Origin of the sequence: Tumebacillus sp. BK434 (assembly GCF_004340785.1) — a bacterium.
Classification (GTDB): Bacteria; Bacillota; Bacilli; order Tumebacillales; family Tumebacillaceae; genus Tumebacillus_A.
Window position 1 is genome coordinate 579,348 of sequence record NZ_SLXS01000003.1, and the last position, 17,698, is coordinate 597,045.

Sequence of the window (17,698 nt, forward strand, 5' to 3'; positions counted from 1 at the left end):
CATCCTGCTCCTTTCCTTGCTACAGATCCAAATCGTCTAAGATGCTCTCCAACTCTTCTTGCCGCAGCGGAGATACTGTAAAGTCGGACGCGGTCTTTTCACCGTTCGGACGGGCCAGGCAGAACTGCACCAGTTCGTCGGCCGCTTCGGTGATTTTTGTCAGCAGTTCGTTCATCTGTGCGCTGGCAAACTGCGACGTCGCATAGCGAATCGCGAATGTGATGCCCGCGCCCGTCTGGCTGCCCACGATGTCGAGCGCCCAAGGGAATGCGCAGTCGCCGTCCACCGTGAGATCGGCGGAGAGCGCTTCGACGGTGACGCCGTCTTGCTGCTGCGCCCCTTGCAGGCCCAGATAGTTGAAGTTGACCGCCGGTCGCATCGAGGCAAGCAGTGCCTGATCTTCCTCCGACAAGCCGGGCGTCAGCGCCTTCAGCACGCCGTAGCCGAAACCGCGGCGCGGCACGCTGCGCAACGTTTCTTTGAGCGATTTGACCGTCTCGCCCGCATCTGCTCCCGTCTGGAACAGCACCGGGTAGTTGCTGGTAAACCAGCCGACCGTGCGGGAGACATCCAGCCCGTGGGCAAATTCTTCCCGGCCGTGGCCTTCGAGATTGAGCAGCAGCGCGGACGTATCTGTCCAGTTGCACAGCGCACGGGTCAGCACGGACAGCACCAGATGCACCGTCTCGGTGTGGAACGCCCGGTTCGCCTCGCCGCCCAGCGCGTCGCCCGTCGCTCCGCCGATCGTGCAGGTCACTTCGGCCGTTTCTGCATAGCGGTAAGTCTGCAGGGAAAGGGGCGTCTGCTCCGCCTGAGCTGCGATGGCCGTCTCTCGCCAGTAAGGCAGTTCTGTGACAGCGCCACCTTGCTCCGCCCATTCATGCAAGAGGCTCGTCCAAGCGGGCAAGGAGGTCGTTTTGAAAGGCAGCGGCTGCTCGGCATCGGCGAGCAGGCTGACCAGATCTTCGAGCAGCGTGTTCCACGAGACGACGTCGACAGCGATGTGATGGATCGCCAGCATCAGCATGCCCGCGTCGGCGCTCATCACCGCTGCGATCAACGGCCCGCGCTCCAGTTGCAGGCGGCGCTGCGCGGTCAGGAACGCGTCCCGCTGTTCCGTTTCCGCGGCGCCCGCCGGCAGTTCGGACAGATGGAACAAGTCTCCTTCCTCCAGCCCGCGCAGACGCAGGCTGCCGTCCTCATTCACCGACATGCGCAGCGCATCGTGATGCTGGCAGAGGCGTGTCAGGGCGGCTGCCAGCTTGCCGGCTTCCAGCCCGGTCACGCCTTGGATCAGCATCGCTTGCGTGTAATGACCGGGTGGGTGCACTTGCTCGGCAAACGCTTTCTGAATCACCGTCGGCGCACAAGGACCGCTGACCACGCCTTGCTCCGCTTCTGTCGCGCGCGCCGCCTGCAGATGCGGGGCCAGCGCCGCCACGGTCGGATGCTGGAACAGCATCGCCATCTCCAGCCCAAGTCCTGCCGCCTGCACTTTCGCCGCGACTTGGATCGCTTTGATCGAGTCGCCGCCCAGCGCGAAGAAATTGTCTTCGATGCCCGGCGTAACGCCCAGCACCTGTTCCCAGATGCCGACCAGCATCGCTTCCCGCTCATCGCGGGGCAAGGTGCCAGATTCGCGCTGCATCATGCTCGGTGCAGGCAGTTTGCTTCTGTCGATCTTCCCGTTTTTGTTCAGCGGCATGTCCGCGACCGGCAGCACAAAGCTCGGCACCATATACTCGGGCAGCACGAGCGCGAGCGCCTGTCGCAGCGTTTCACCGTCAAACGCCTCCATGTCGAACGGCTCGACCCACAAGCACAGCGTGCCTGCGCCCGAATCGCTGACATGCACGCCCGCGCAGACTTCGCGCACGCCCGGCACTTTGCGCGCCGCCGCGTCGACCTCTAACAACTCGATGCGGAACCCGCGCAGTTTAACTTGCTGGTCGAGCCGTCCGAGGTAATGGAGATACCCCGCTTCGTCCCACGACACGAGATCGCCCGTGCGATACAATCGCTCGCCCGGCTGGAACGGATGGTCGACAAAACGCTCGGCGGTCAGCTCCGGCCGATTCAAATACCCGACGGCCAGCCCCTCGCCGCCGATATACAGCTCGCCCGGCACGCCGATCGGCTGCAGGCGCATCTGATCGTCCAGCACGTACAAGGTGGTGTTGCCGATCGCACGTCCGATCGGCAGACCTTCCCCTTCCCGCACCTCTTGAATCACGTGACAGACGGCAAAGACGGTCGTTTCGGTCGGGCCGTATCCATTGATCAGGCGGTTCGGACCCAAGCGGGCGAACGCTTTTTGCACGTGATGGAACGAGAGCGCTTCGCCGCCGATCAGCACCGCCCGCATGTTGTCAAAGCAGTCCGGGCTGGCGTCGATCAGCACGTTGAACAGCGAGGTGGTGATGAAGAACACCGTGACTCCCTGCCCGTGGATAAGTGCGCGCATCGCTTGCGGATTCCCGACTTCTTCTTTATGCAACAGCACCAGTCGCGCTCCGTTCAGCAACGCCCCATAAATGTCGAACGTGGCGCCGTCAAATGAGTAGTTGGAGATCTGCAGGAAGACGTCTTCTGACGTGATCGTCAGATAGCCCGCATCCCGCACCACGCGGATCACGCTTTTCTGGCGGATCAGCGTGCCTTTGGGCATACCGGTCGACCCGGATGTATACAAGATGTAGGCGAGGTCTTCGCCGCACGCTTCCAGCCCAAGGTTGTGGGCGGGCAGGTCGGCGTCTACCGCCTCCAAACGCAGCACCTTCACACCGGCAGTCTCGCCGTCCAGCACGCTTGCTTCCAGCCCGCGATGCGTGACCAGAAGCGGCGCGCAACCATCGGCGATCATCGCCTGGATGCGGGCCGCCGGCAAGCTCGCATCGAGCGGCAGGTAATAACAGCCTGCTTTGAGCACGCCGAGGAGCGACGCGATCATGTCGAACGAGCGCTCCAGCAAGAGCGCCACAGCTGTGCCCGGCTGCACTCCGTTTTCCACAATGCTTCGGGCGATGCGATTGCTGCGGGCGTTCAGCTCCTGATAGCTCAACTGCTGCCCGTCCATGATCAGCGCGGCCGCTTCCGGCTGCCGCTCGACGATCTCTTCAAACAGGGACACGATCCCTTTCGGTCCGGGATAGTTGGTCGCCGTGTCATTCCACTCGTGCAGAAGCAGACGGCGCTCTTCTTCTGCGATCAGCTCCAACTCCAATTCGGCCAGCGTATGCTGCGGGTTGGCGAGGATCGCGGTGAGCAATCGCTGATACTGCTGCACCATGCGCTGCATCCGGCTGCCCTTAAACAGCGCTGTGGCATATTCCCATTCGATCAGCAGGCCGTCCGGCGTTTCGCGCACGGTGACCGTCATGTCAAATTTCGCGCTGCCCGATTCGAAGCGGATCTCCGTCTCCTCGGTGCCGCCAAGACCCATGTCGATATTCTGCATGGCAAAATAGACATCAAACAGCGGATTGCGCCCCGGAATCCGTTCCGGCTGCACATCCTCGATCATCTTTTCATAGGGATAGTCTTGATGCTCGTACGCGCCGAGCACGGTCGCTTTCACGTTCTGCACCAGGTGGAGGAACGTATCGCTCTCCTGCGAACGGGTGCGCACCGGCAGCGTGTTGACGAACATGCCGACCAACGGCTGCAGCTCCATCCGCGACCGCCCCGCCACCGGGGTGCCGATCACCACATCCCGCTCGTTGCCAAGCCGGGCGAGCAGTTGATGGAAGGCGGCCATCAAGACCATGAACAGCGTCGCGCCTGACGTTTTCGCAAGCGACTTGAGCTGCTGAGTCATCTCGCCGGGCAGCGTATGGAAGATGCGCTCCCCTTCCGCCTCGCGCATCGCCGTTGGACGCGGCCGGTCGGCCGGCAGTTCCAGCATCGGCACGCCGTCCGCAAATTCCTGCCGCCACCAGTCGCGCTGCTTTTCGAAGCGCGCTTCCTCCTGCCGGCTGCACAGCCACTCCACCGCTTCCCGATAGCTCATCCGCAGCGGCTGCGGACGTCCGCCTGCCGCTAATGTCATATAGTCGTGGAACAGCACGCCCATCGAACTGCCGTCCGTCACGATATGGTGAATGTCGAGCGCCAGGTAGGACTCGCCATCGGCAAACTGCATCAGTCTCGCCCGGATCAGCGGCGCCTGGCTCAGATCGAAGGGGCGGACAAACTCCGCCAGTTCCGCCTGCACCTGCTGCTCACGGCTCTGGGTCGGATCGCCAGCGAGCACCCGATGTTCGACCGCAAACTCGACCTCAGCCTGCACCCGCTGCACCGGCGTCCCTGCTTCCAGATGGAACGAGGTGCGCAAGCTGTCATGCCGCGCGATCAACTGCCGGAAAATCGCGTTCACTTCGGCAAGATCGACCTGGCCCTGCATCCGCTTGGCGCTGGTGACGTTGTAGCCAAGCGACTCCGGCTGCAGATGCGAGGTCAGAAAAATGCGGTTCTGCGCCGGGGACAACGGGAACGGCGTGGCCGGCTCTGCCCGGTCTGACCCGGTGGCGGAGCTGCTCGCCTGCGCCGCCGCAATCGCTTGCTCGTCGACGCCAAATTCCGTTTTCAAGCGTTGCACGAACCCGGAGAAGACCGGCGTGCCCATCAGCACCGAGATCGGCAGTTCCACGCCGAACGTCACGCTGATCCCTTGGATGATGCGCAGGCCGGTGACCGAATCGCCGCCCAGCCCGTAAAAATCATCGTGTGGCTGGATCTGCGAGTAGCCGAGCACTTCCGACCAGACCCAAGCGACAAAATGCTCGACCGGATCGGCAGTGCCGGCCGACTCGCCCAAGCGGGTCGCCGCCGTCTGCGCCTGCGCCCACAGCATGTCCGCCTGGCGTGCCGGCTCTTGCTCCGCTTCGCCGCCGCGGGCCCGAACGGCCACCTGACGCGGGGTCTCATCCCAGAACCGCCGGTTGTCGAACACACGGGTCGGCAAGGAAACGCGCCGGACCTCACGCCCTGCGAACAGGGGAGCAAAATCCAGATAAGCGCCTTGCACAAAAGCGTCAGCCAACGCTTCCCACAACTTGCGGTTCGCGCGGGCTTCCGGCTGCGCGCACAGCTCGATCCCTTGCGCAGCGGCCGCATCGATCTGCGCACCGCCGCCGCTTGGCGCGGTGGTGACAAACAGCGAGAACGACGCTTCCTGCCGCACCAGACCCGACAGCGCATCGTCCGCTTGTCCGCGCTGCGCCAAGGCTGCGATCAACGCTTCCAGCGCGCTGCACAGCTCCGTTGCATCGCGGCCCAAGATCGCCGCGCGCACCGGCTCATGCTCGCGCCCGGTGCAGGCCGTAAAGCTGATGTCGTCTGCCCGCAAGTGGTCATTGCGACGCAAATGCTGCAGGTAACGCATCGCCGACTTCAGCAGCAGCTCCGGCGTGCGGCCGGACAGCGGCAGCAGGTTCCAGCCGTGCTCGGCCGCACTCCTCGCCTCGCGGGGCGCCTCTTCGACGACAACGTGGGCGTTCGTGCCCGACAGGCTGAACGAGCTGATCCCGGCCCGCCGCGGCGCTTCTCCGGCTGCCCAGTCGGTCAGCTCCGCCTGCAGGTACACCGGGCTGTTGCTGAAGTCGATCAAAGGATTCGGCTGGTCAAAATTGAGGCTGGGCGGCAGCTTTTCTTCGCGCAGCGCCAGCAAGACTTTGATCAGCGAAGCCATCCCGGCCGCGCCGACCGTATGGCCGATGTTCGTTTTGATCGAGCCGATCGCGCAGAACTGGCGCTTCGCCGTGTGTTTGGCAAACGCGCTGGTCAAGCCTTTGATCTCGATCGGATCGCCGAGCTTAGTGCCTGTGCCGTGCGTTTCCAGATAGGAGATCGTCTCCGGCGGGATGCCCGCCCGCTCCCACGCCTTGGCCAGCACTTCCTGCTGGGCCCGGGCGTTGGGAGCGGTCAGCCCGTTCGACGTCCCGTCGTTGTTCATCGCCATGCCGCGAATCACGCCGTAGATGTGATCGCGGTCGGCGAGCGCCTTGGACAGCGGCTTGAGATAGACGGCCGCCACCCCTTCACCCCAGACGGTGCCTTCCGCCCGGTAATCGAACGCCCGCACGACAAAATCGTCAGACTGAATGTCATCGACGCCGAAATTGCCGGGCGTGAGCAGCAAGTTCGCGCCGCCGACCAGCGCACTTTCACAATCTCCCTGCCAGATCGCTTTGACCGCGCTGTCCAATGCGACCAGCGAAGAGGAGCACGCCGTGTCGATGACCATCGCCGGTCCGCGCAAGTTGAGCAGATAGGACAGGCGGCTGGCCAGCACCCCTGTCCACGAGCCGGTCAGCACCGTAAAGTCGGCCTCCGACAAGAACGACAGATAGGAGTTGACCAGGCGGTGCGTGTGGTCATTGCCGATATAGATCCCGATATTGCGGCCTTTGATCTGCCCACGGTGATAGCCCGCGTCTTCAATCGTCTCGATCAGCACCTGCAGGAGCAGGCGATGATACGGGTCCATCTTGACGGCGACGCGGGGCGGGATGTTGAAATACTCCGGATCGAACTGATCGACACGCTCCAAAAATCCGGCGTGCATGTAGACGGACGGGTCTTCCCCGATCCGTCGGCAATCGTCCGCCCGCGCGGAGGGAAACGAACGGATCGAGTTGCGTCCGGAGGCAAGGTTGTCCCAGAATTGATCCGGGTCGTCCGCATCGGGAAACTTGCAACCCACCCCTACGATTGCGATCGTCTCGTTCGCTTCCCGCTCCGGCATCGACTGCAGCTCTTTGATGTATTCAATGGCGACGTCGGGAGCCAGGTCTTTCTGCTTCACTTTGGCCAGCAGATAGCGCGTCAGCTCTTTTTTGAGGTCGAGTTTCTCAGTTGCCATCGTCTTTCCTCCCGTTGAGCTGCGCTTTGAACTCGGCCAGATACTCGGTGCCCTCCAATTCCTGTTCGATCAGGCTCATCAGATCGGCTTCCTCTTCCGGCTCAGCCTCGGCAGCAGCAGCCGATTTTCCGCTGCGCTCGTCGATGAAATCGGCAAGCTCCTTAACAGACGGATAGGAGAACAGGTCGGAGATGTCGACCATGCCCGGGAAATGCTGATCGATCAGCTTCAAGAGCTGGGTGGTCATCAGCGAGTTGCCGCCCATGTCCTGGAAGCTGGTGTAGATGTCGATTTCGCTCATCCCTAGCAGGTTGCCAAACGCATTGCCGAGCATCACTTGCGTCTCGGTCGGATGCAGCGCGCCGCGAATGGCGACTTCCATGTGCTGCACCGATTGGCCCGCACCGCCGGCCGCCGCTTCCTGCCCGGCGCTCAAGACGCGCTGCAGCTCCGGCGCCAGTTGGAACGGCAGGCTGTCGGCCAACTGCTGGCCCAGCGCTGCGTTCAGCGAGGACGGCAGCACGCGGCGCTGCGGCGCGACGATCGAATGCTCCAGCCAGCGCATGCCGTCTGCCACAGAGATCGGGGCGAACGGACTTTCGTCGAGGAACGCAAGCGCTGCGACGACCGAGCCCACATCTGCGTCTTTGACCGGAAGCAGGGTGCTTTCCCGCTTTTGGTTCAGTCCGGCCGACATGCCGAGATCTTCCCACTCCGGCCAGTTCATCGCCGAGACGTTCCGCCCGGACTGTCTGCCCAGCTCGGACAGCGAGTCGAGGAACGCGTTGGCTGCGCTGTAGTCCCCTTGGCCTTCGCCGCCGGTGACCGCCAAGATCGAGGAGAACAGCACCATGAAGCTGTCACCGCCTGCAGGCAACAGGCGCAGCAAGTTCATCGAGCCTTCCAGCTTGGGATTGAGCACATCGTGGTACTGACGTTCCTCTTTCAGCATGAGGAAGCCGTCCCCCGCCACGCCGGCGGCGTGGAAGATCCCGTTGATCTTGCCATAGCGCGCTTGGAGCGCGGCGTGCATCGCTTGCACAGCGGCCGCATCGGTCACGTCGAGCGCGCGATAGTCCAGCGCACCGAGGCTCGACTGCAGCGCTTGCAGACGGCCGTAGCGTTCCTGCGACTTTGCGTCATCCGACGCGGCAAGCGCTGCCCACTCTGCAGTCGGTGCGATCTCGCTTCTGCCGAGCAAGAGCACGTTGACCGGCCCTTTGCCTGCCAGGAACTCGGCGATCGCCATGCCGAGGCCGCCCAAGCCGCCGGAGATCACATAGACGCCGTCCGTTTCCAGCGTCAGTTCTTCGGTCAGCGCCTCGCGGTGCGCACGCATCTCTTCCACGTACACGCCGGACGGACGCAGCGCCCGCCAGCCGTCGTTTTGGAAGCATTCGTGCACCACGCCGGACACCGGCACCGCACCGGCCACATCGAGAATGTCGACATTCAGATGGCGGTATTCCTGTCCGATGACCCGCGCCAACGCGGCGGTTGCCGCCGACAGCGGCGCCATGCCCGACTCCTGCCCCTCGACGACCCACGCGTCGCGGGTCAGGACTTTCAGCAGGTTCAGCTCTTTGTTTTTGCGCTTCAGCAAGCGGCGGCTAAAACGGAACAGGGCATCCACGCCCAACTGACGGCGGGCACGGAAGACGTGATCAGAAGTCAGCAGCTGATCACGCTCTTCGTCTGTCATCGTGTAATCGCTGGCGAACAAGATTCCTTTGACACCGCGCGCCTCCGCGCTCGCCAAGATCGCATCGAATCCATCCTCATCGGGCGCATACCCGCCTTCGCCCAGATAATAGGCCGCAACGTCCGCTCCGGCCGCCGCCATCGCCCGCTCCAGTTCCACGGCGCGCGCGCCCGGCGTGGCGATCAGCGCCCACGGTCCGGTCACGTCTGCCACGCTGCGAATGGAGTCCGCGCGCGGCACCCAGGTCAGTTGCAGACACGCGCCTGCCGCCGCCCCGCTGCCCAGCGACTTGTAGTCATGCAGGCGTTTGGTGGTGTAGTTGCGGATCTGTGCCAAGACATTGCCTTTGCTGTCGAGCAGGTCGACATCGTAGGTCAGCGTTTCGCCGCTCGACTTTTCCGTCTGCAGGCGAATGTGCGTATACAACTCGCTCGTCATCGGGCCGAACAGCTGCAATTTTTTATACATGAACGGCAGGAAAGTGCCTGTGCTCTGGCTGGTCAGGTTGACCGCATTGTCGAGCACCGAAGGATGCAGCGGCAAGGCGCCCAGTTCATGCTGCAGTTCAGCATGCAGTTGCAGACGGGCCAGCGTCTCATTCCCAGCCTGCCAGACGGCGCGCGTCGTGTCCCAGTGCGGCCCGAAGGTGAAGACTTCGTTGCTGTTGTTTTCCGTATAGGGATCGATCACTTGATCGGCCCGCTGTTTCAGCGCCTCCAGATCGGTGACAACAAGCGGCTCGCTTTCGGTCAGCGCGGCCACCTGTCCTTCGACGTGCGGAATCCACTCGCCGGTGCTCTGCTGGCTGTTCACGGCAAACGCATAGCCGCCTGCCGTCTGTGTCAGCGTCAAGCGCACCAGCGCGTCCGCCCCGTCTTCGACCACCAGCGGTGCGAGGAAAAACACATCGCGCAGCTCCAGGCGCTCTGTGCCGAGCGTGCGGGCGGCTGCGAAGCGCACCATCTCCAGATAGGTGGTGCCGGGCAGCACCGCTTTGCCGCCGATGCGGTGGTCTTTCAAGACCCATTTTTCCTCCACGCGCATCGTCGTTTCGTACCAGATCTCGCCGTTCGGTGCGGTGACCTGCTGATCGACCAGCGGGTGCAGCGCCGACGGCTGCTGCGTGCGGACTTTGCTGATCTTCGGGTTCGCCCAGTGGCGGGTGCGCTGCAGCGGATAGACGGGAGCCGGAATGCGGCGGCGCGCTTCTCCTTGATAGAACAGCTTCCAGTCGACATCGGCGCCTTGGACGTACAGCGCCGCGAACTCGGCCAGCAAGGACGCATCGAGCGATTCGCCGCCAAAGTAGGCTTGCAGCTTCTGTTGTGCCGTCTTGCTCAAGTTCGCCCGCTCATGTTTGGAGATCTCTCCGGCATCGCGCTGTTCTTTCTTCTCGCTGACGATGCGGTAGAACCCGCTGTAAACGCCGGCGATCCCTTCGGCGCTGCCGCCGTTTGCCAGCAGTTGGGACAGGGCGCTTTGCAGCTCCGCCTTCGACGCGGCGACGATCAGCGTGCGATGCTCGTAATGGCCGCGGCCGATGTTGCTCGTGTAGCACAGGTCGGCCAGGTTCCACGCTGCCTCTTCGACGAACTGCGCATAACGGCGCAGGTAGTCGGCCATCACCTGCTCGTTTTTGGCGGAGATGGTCAGGCAGTAGCGGGGCTGTTTCGCTTCCAGCACGTCGGCTGTCGGCGGCTCTTCCAGCACCATGTGGCAGTTGGTGCGGGAGAAGCCGAACGAGCTCAAAGCCGCACGGCGCGGATGGCCGTCCGTCTCCCACGCTTGGAGCGCATCGTTGACATAGAGCGGGCTTTCCGGGAAGTTGATGTACGGATTCGGCGTCGCGAAGTTGATCGTCGGCGCCAATTCCTTGTGCTCGATCGACTTGATGACTTTGATCAAAGACGCCACCCCGGACGCGCCGACCAAGTGCCCGGTGTTCGTTTTTAACGACCCGACGGCACAGAACTGTTTGCGGGACGTATAGCGGCGGAACGCGCTGCTCAAGCCTTTGATTTCAATCGGGTCGCCGAGCACCGTTCCCGTGCCGTGCGCTTCAATATAAGAGATCGTCTCCGGCGCGATGCCCGCCTTGGTCCAGGCATCGACGATCACCGCTTCCTGCGTCTCCGCTTTCGGGGCGGTGATGCTGCTCGATGCGCCGTCGTTGTTGATCGCGCTGCCTTTGATCACGGCGCGGATGTGGTCGCCGTCGGCCAGCGCCTGCTTCAGCGTCTTCAGCACGACGAGGCCGACGCCTTCGCCCCAGACGGTGCCGTCCGCGCGGGCGTCGAACGTGCGGATCTTGCTGTCGCCCGACTCCACGCCGCCCATGTTCGCGCCGCCTTCGAGGTATTTCGGCTTCATTTCGCCGTTGATCGACAGGTTCACGCCGCCTGCGATCGCGACGTCGCAATCGCCCGCTGTCAGCGCCTGCGCGGCCAGATGCACGCTGATCAGACCTGCCGAGCAAGCGGTGTCGATCAACATGCAGGGCGCTTTGAAATCGAACAGGTGCGAGATGCGGCTGGCCAGCAGGCTTTCCCACGTGCCGGTCAACAGCATCGGATGCTTCTCCGCGCTCTGGCGATAGTAGGAGTAGTTGGTGTTGTCTTTGCCGATGTAGACGCCCGTCTTGCTGCCGATCAGCGACTCGCCGCCATACCCGGCGTCTTCCATCGCTTCCCACGCCACTTCCAGCACCATGCGGTGCTGCGGGTCCATATAGGCCGCTTCGGTCGGCGGAATGCCGAAGAAGGCGGCATCGAACTTGTCGATCTCATCCAGATAGCCCGCTTTGGCGTGGATGTTGCCCACATCTTCCGGCGGAATCGCATTGCCCAAGATAAATTCGGAAAAAGAGGGATTGCTCATAACATGTGCGCTGTCTTTCACCCGCTCCGCCGGAAACTCGCGAATGCAGTTCTCCCCGCTGCGCAGCACTTGCCAGAATGCTTCCGCGTCTGCCGCTTTCGGGAAGCGCCCCGCCATGCCGACGATGGCGATGTCTTTCTCGATGACCACTTCGGCCGCCGCCAGATCCAAGAGCAGTTGTTTTGCCTCTTCTTTCGACAGCTGCTGATTGGCGACTTGCGACAAAATGTACTTTTTTACTTGTGCTGTCACTTGCCCCGACCCCTTTCCAACACTAATCTGTCGGCAGATTCCTCCACCGTCATTTCACCCCGCAACACAAGCTCAAGCAATTCGTCCAAATCATCTGCCGTCGCCGCTCCGGTGCTCGGAGCGGCCGCGACCGGCTCCGGTTCCACCGTCCGGGACCGCAGATAGGCTGCTTGATCGCGAATGGTCGTATAGGTAAACAGATCTGATATATGCATCACGCCCGGATATTGGGCCTCAAATTCCCGATACAATTGCGACGCCAACAGCGAGTTGCCGCCGAGCTGTTCGAATCCTTCATCGGCGTCGACCTCGCGCATGCCAAGCGTCTTCGCCCACAGTCCGGCCACCGCCAGCTCCGTCTCATTCGGCTCGGCCACGCCCAGCAGCACCACCGCAGGAGCTCCCGCTCCAGCCGGTTCCTGACGCTTGGGCCGCCCTTGGTTCGCCTGTTGCAACCGGCGTTTCCGCCCCGGCATCAGCACGGCCGGCAACGGGGTTTCCGGCCACAGCGCCCGCTCCAGCAGCGCCAGCGCTTCGTGGCGGTCGAGCGGCGCAAACGCCTCGCTCTGCTCCACCGCCCCCATGCGGGCGGCGATGCCCGTCTCGCGCCACGCCGGCCATTGCAGGCTGACCGCAGGCAGCCCCAGCCCTTGCCGATACTCGGCAAACGCGTCGAGGAAGAGATTGGCCGCCGTATAATCGCTTTGCCCCGGATACAGTTCCAGAGCGGCAATGCTGGAAAAGAGCACGAAGAAATCGGGCGCATCCTGCAGCGTGGCCAGATGCAGATTTACAGCTCCGTGCGCTTTCGGCGCATAGACGTGGCGGAACGTCTCCTCCCGCTTTTGCAGCAGGAAGCCGTCGCCCGCGCGGCCCGCCAGATGCAAGACCCCGCCGATGCGCCCGTGCGCGGTGCGCAATTCGGCCAGCAGTTCTTCCACCTGCTGGCGGTCCTCGATCTGCACCGGGCGCACCTCCAGCACGTCGAGCTGCTGCTCGAGCTGCTGCCAGCGTGCGACCCGCTGTTTCATCGGCAGGTCTTCCGAGGACGCAGCCAGCTCTTGCCACACACCCCGCGGCGGCACCGCCTGCTGTCCGAGCAAGACCAGACGGCGCGCGCCGTGCCGCACCAGCAGTTCGGCCGCTTCTGCGCCCAGATCGCCCGTCCCGCCGGAGATGACGATCAGCTCGTCCGGCGAAATGGCAGCCTGCTCAGCAAGAGCGGGCAGCATCTGCTCCGCCAGCACCGGCTCATACGCCTGCGCCTCGCGGTAGACGAGGAACGCAGGGCGGTCGGCTGCCGACAGTTCGCGAAGCAAATCGTCAGCCCCGGTCGTCCCGTCATGATCCAGACTGCGCATCCGGTCACCGGCCAGCTCCAGGCCGGCGACGCGCCACAGTCCGCTCAGCGCCGTCTGTCCCGGCTGGATCGGCCGTTCTTGCCCTTCGACCGCATACCCCCGCTCGGTCAGCACGACCAGACCCGCCTGTGCCCGCAGTTTCGCGCTCGTCCAAGCGGAGACAAAACGGAAGCCTTGCCACAGCGCATCCTGCGCTTCTGCCTGCCAGTTGCCCGACTCCTCCCGGAGATCGGCCGGCTGCCAGTTGAAGACCGCCAGCGCCACTTCCTGCCCTTGCAGCGACGCCAATCCCTCGCCCCAATCGCCAGCTTCGGCGGTCAGTTCGAGCACGGTGCGCCCTTCTGCCCGCCAGAGCTGGGCCAGCGCTTCCTGCACCGGGGTGCGGTTCCCGGCCAGCACCACCGCGCCGGACGGCAATTCCTGCTCCGTCGGCATCGCGGCCGGCCGGAAGCTCTGCCGGAAACCGACGTTCGCCCCGAGCTCGGCGCGCTGCAGCGCTTTCGATGCCGACTTGATGCAGTAGTTCCGGACTTCGAGGACGAGCGACCCTTCGGTGTCATACAACGCCGCGTCGAAGCTGTGCACCTTCGCTCCCGTCGTACCGCTCGTCCGCTTCAGGTGAGCGAACAGATGGGTCGGCAGGCGCTTGTGCAGCACCAGCTCGCCGTAGGACAGCGGCAGGTACAGCTCCGTCTCGTCGAGCAGATGGTTCACCGAGTTGACGCTGAGGTCCATCAAGGCGGGGTGCAGATGGTACAAGTACCCTTCGCGGCCGTATTCCTCAGGCAGCTGCAGTTCGATCAGATACTGCTCACCCGGCTCGTCCCGCCAGCCGCCGATACAAGAGCGCGCCCAGCGGTCGCCAACGATCAAACCCCGGTCCATATTGTCGTAAGCGTTGGTGTCGACCGGCAGGCTGACCTGCGCGCGCAGTGCGGACAGATCGACTTGCGCAGTCGGCTGCAGCTCAGCTTGGCCTTTGAACCGGCCTTCCGCATGCACCATCCACTCTCCGGCTGCAGACAGCGAAGCGAAACGCAGACGCGTCTCGTCTCCTTCGTCTTCCGCCAGCAGATGGAGCTCTTTTGTCTCGCCATCCTGCACCGTAAACGGCTGCAAAAACGTGATGTCGCCAAAACGCAAACCTGCCAGTTCGCCCGCTTGCCGCGCCGCATACTCCACCATCATCTCAACCAGCGCCGTGCCCGGCAAAAGACCGATGCCTTGCACCCGGTGCTCGTCCAGCTCCCAAGCATCCGCACAGCCAAGCGGCTGCGCAAACAACGTGTGGCCGAGCGTGCTGGCCGCCGGTGCGCCGAGCAGCGGATGCGCTTGCTCCGTCCGTTCCGGCGACGTTTCGGCCGGATCGACCCAGCAGCGCCGATGCTGAAACGGATAGGTCGGCAGGGAAATGCGCCGCGCGCCCAAGCCTTTGGTCAGGCGATCCCACGGCAGATCGGCTCCTTGCGTGTAGAGCGCCGCCAAGCGGTCGAGCACCGCTTGCTCCAGCCCGCCCTGCAGGCCGTTCAGCTCCTCCAGCGCCGTTTCGCCGAGCGCTTCCCGCTCCTGTTCGGTCAAGTCGCCATCCCGACGGCGTTTCTCCGCGCTTTCGACCACGCGATGCTCCCCGTACCAGATGCTGACATCGTCAGACACACGCGCCGCATCCGCGCCGAACGCCGCGATTTGTCCCAAGGCGGCGCACAGCTCTTCCCGCGTCGTAAAGCGAATCGCAGCGCGGATGTGATGATGCATCCTGCCCCGCGCGGCCGTAAAAACTGCATCGACCAGCGATACATCCGAATGTTGCAGCTGCTGCTGATACGCGGCTGCCAATTGCCGCAGCGCCTGCTCCTGCTTGGCGCTCAGCGGCAGCAAGAGCGGCCCCTGTTCAGCCGCAGCGCGGGCCGGTTCGGCCGGAGCGGACTGCACCACCAGATGGCAGTTCGTGCCGCTCAGCCCAAAGCTGTTGATGCCCGCATAGAGCACCTCGTGCGGATCGCGGCCCCAAGGGCGGGTGCGATCCTGCACATAGACGGGCGACTCCACAAATCCAATGTTGCGGTTCGGCATCGTAAAATGCAGGGAGGCCGGCAGCACGCGGTGCTGCATCGCCAGCACCAATTTTGCCATGCCGCCAAGCCCGGCCGCGTTGTCGAGATGGCCGATGTTCGACTTGAGCGAGCCGACCGCACAGAACTGCTTTTGCTCCGTGAATTGGCTCAGCGCCTGCCGAATGCCGCTGATCTCGATCGGATCGCCGAGGCGTGTCGCCGTGCCGTGCGCTTCGATGTAGCTCAACTGTTCCGCCGTAATTCCGGCATCATCGAGCGCACGGGAGATCAGATCTTTTTGCGCCTCCGAGTTCGGCGCGGTGATCCCGTTCGAAGCGCCGTCCTGATTGGCCGCGCCGCCCAGGATCACCGCGCGGATCGCATCGCCGTCCCGCTTCGCCGCTTCCAGCGGTTTCAGGACGAACGCGAACGAGCCTTCCGCTGTGACCGTGCCGTCGCTCAGGTCGTCGAACGTCCGCGTATGGCCGTCGCCGGAATGAATATCCCGGATCTCCCGCACGCCGAGGCCGCTTTTTCCGTCATTGAGCACAGGCAGCACCTGCGTCTTCACCGCGCCGACCACCGCCAGCGAACAGTCCCCGCTCTGCAGGGCGCGGCAGGCCAGATACATCGCCATCAGCCCCGACGAGCAGGCCGTATCGACCAGCAGCGACGGGCCGCGCAGATCGAGATGATACGCGAGGCGGGAGGCGATGATCGACTTGACGTTGCCGGCCACCGAAATCTCCGGAGCGTCCGGCGCCGCCACGTTCAGCATCTGGCGGTAGTCCTCGCCAAAATCATGCGAATAGCCGACGAACAGGCCCGTGTCCGACCCTTTGATCTCCGCACCGCCATATCCGGCGTCTTCAAGCGCCTTCCACGCCGTCTCCAGCAAGATCCGCTGGTTCGGGTCCATGAAATTCGCCTCTTGCTGCGAAATGCCGAAGAAAGCGGCGTCAAAACCTGCGATGTCCTGCAAGTAGGAAGAGCGCAGATACAGCTCTTCCTCGATCGGCAGCATGCCTTTGGCCCGCAAAAAAGCGTCCAAGTCGTTTCGCCGCGCCTCAGGCAGATCGCGCACGCCTTCCCGCTCGCTGAGCAGCAGGTTCCAAAACTCGGCCAGACTCTCCGCCGGGCCGACGCGCCCGGCGAGGCCGATGATCGCCACCGCCTGCCGCTGTGCAGGCTGCAGCTCCTCGCCAAGCCCTTCCGTCCCTTCTTCTTCCTCTTCCTCCCACTCCTCGAGAAACAGGTCATCCAGTTTCAGCGTCGGACGCTCCATCAACGCCCCTCCTCCGCCACTGCCAGATGCTCCGGAAACAGCTCCTCCGTGCCGCTCAGATTGACGATGCGCTGCAAGCGGAAAGCCTGATCTTGCGGCGATACGCCTTTGGTTGCAAAGATCGTCTTCAGCAAGGTGAACGCCTGCTCGATCTCCGCCCGTTCCGGGAGGCGCTTGCCCTGTGCGATGCCATCATGCAGCGTTTGGAGCTCCTTGTACGGCTGGACCACGCCGGCCTGATAGGCCGCTTCGTCCCAGTTCGTGTTGCGCGTGCTGACCGCCGCCCCCAGGCAGAGGCCGACCGCGTTTGGCGCCAGCAGGATGCTCTCGCGGATTTTCTCGATCTGTCCCGTCCAGGCGGTGCGGTCTTCCGCAAGGTCATAAGCGAACGCGCTCGCTTCGGAGATCGTTTGCAGGGCCAGTTTTTTCAACACTTTGCCCGGCCCGACCTCCAGCCAGTTGCGGACGCCGCGGTCGGACAGGTGTGCCAACACCTGTGTCCAGCGCACCGGCGCGGTCAGCTGTTCGACCAGAATCGCCTTGATGTCATCCTGCGCCTGATACAGGCGGCCAATCTGACCGTTCATCACCGGAATGCGCATCTGGCCCAGTTCGACCGAGGCCAGCGCGCGGGTCAGCGCTTCGGCAGCCGCTGCCATGTAGCGGCTGTGGAACGGCCCGCTCACGTTCAGCGCCACCACGCGGCCGCCGATCGCTTCCAGCTGTTGGCCCGCTGCTGCCAGCGCCGTCTTGCTGCCCGACAGAATGGTCTGGGTCGGGCTGTTGTAGTTGGCGATCTCCACATTCTGCCCCGCCGCCGCCAACGCGCCGATCACCGTTTCCACCACATCGCTCTTCAGATGCGTCACCGCCGACATGCTGGCCAGTCCGTCCGCGTTGCAAGACGCCATCGCTTCGCCGCGGGCGCGGGCGATCCGCACCCCGTCGGCAAAGGAGAACACGCCGGCTGCCGTCAGCGCCGACAACTCGCCGATGCTGTGCCCGGCCAGATAGTCGATCTTGACGTCATGCTCCTGCTGAAACACTTCAAACATTGCCACGCTCAGCGCCAGCAAAGCCGGCTGCGTGTTTTCCGTCTGGTTCAGGCTCAACGCCGGCCCTTCGAAGCAGAGCTTGGTCAGATCAAATCCCAAAATCTCCGACGCCTCAGCAAAACGCTGCTGCACCAAGGCGTGCTGTTCATGCCATCCCTTCCCCATTCCCACAAACTGCGAAGCTTGTCCAGGAAACATCGCGACGATCTTATTCATTAAAAGAGCCCCTCCCGCATTTTGTCTTGAAGTC

General features: G+C 63.5%; 4 protein-coding genes. All 4 read right to left on the bottom strand.

Features of this window, described 5'->3' with window-relative positions:
- Window positions 1–19: 19 nt before the first annotated feature.
- The 4 genes from EV586_RS10985 to fabD are packed head-to-tail and all read right to left on the bottom strand — an operon-like array spanning window position 20 to window position 17,664.
- On the bottom strand, window positions 20–6,862 hold the full coding sequence (locus EV586_RS10985; protein WP_132945134.1) for a non-ribosomal peptide synthetase: 6,843 nt from the start codon (window positions 6,860–6,862) through the stop codon (window positions 20–22).
- The gene (locus tag EV586_RS10990; RefSeq protein WP_132945135.1) at window positions 6,852–11,693 is read right to left on the bottom strand and encodes a type I polyketide synthase; all 4,842 of its coding nucleotides are present in this window, start codon (window positions 11,691–11,693) and stop codon (window positions 6,852–6,854) included. Before EV586_RS10990 ends, EV586_RS10985 begins: the two co-directional genes overlap by 11 nt.
- Window positions 11,690–16,393, bottom strand: coding sequence for a type I polyketide synthase (locus EV586_RS10995; RefSeq protein ID WP_132945136.1), 4,704 nt, complete (start codon window positions 16,391–16,393; stop codon window positions 11,690–11,692). The genes EV586_RS10990 and EV586_RS10995 overlap by 4 nt, the downstream gene beginning before the upstream one ends.
- Window positions 16,393–17,664: an ACP S-malonyltransferase gene (gene fabD, locus EV586_RS11000; RefSeq protein WP_165898531.1), complete on the bottom strand. Its 1,272-nt coding sequence runs from the start codon at window positions 17,662–17,664 to the stop codon at window positions 16,393–16,395. Before fabD ends, EV586_RS10995 begins: the two co-directional genes overlap by 1 nt.
- Window positions 17,665–17,698 lie beyond the last annotated feature (34 nt).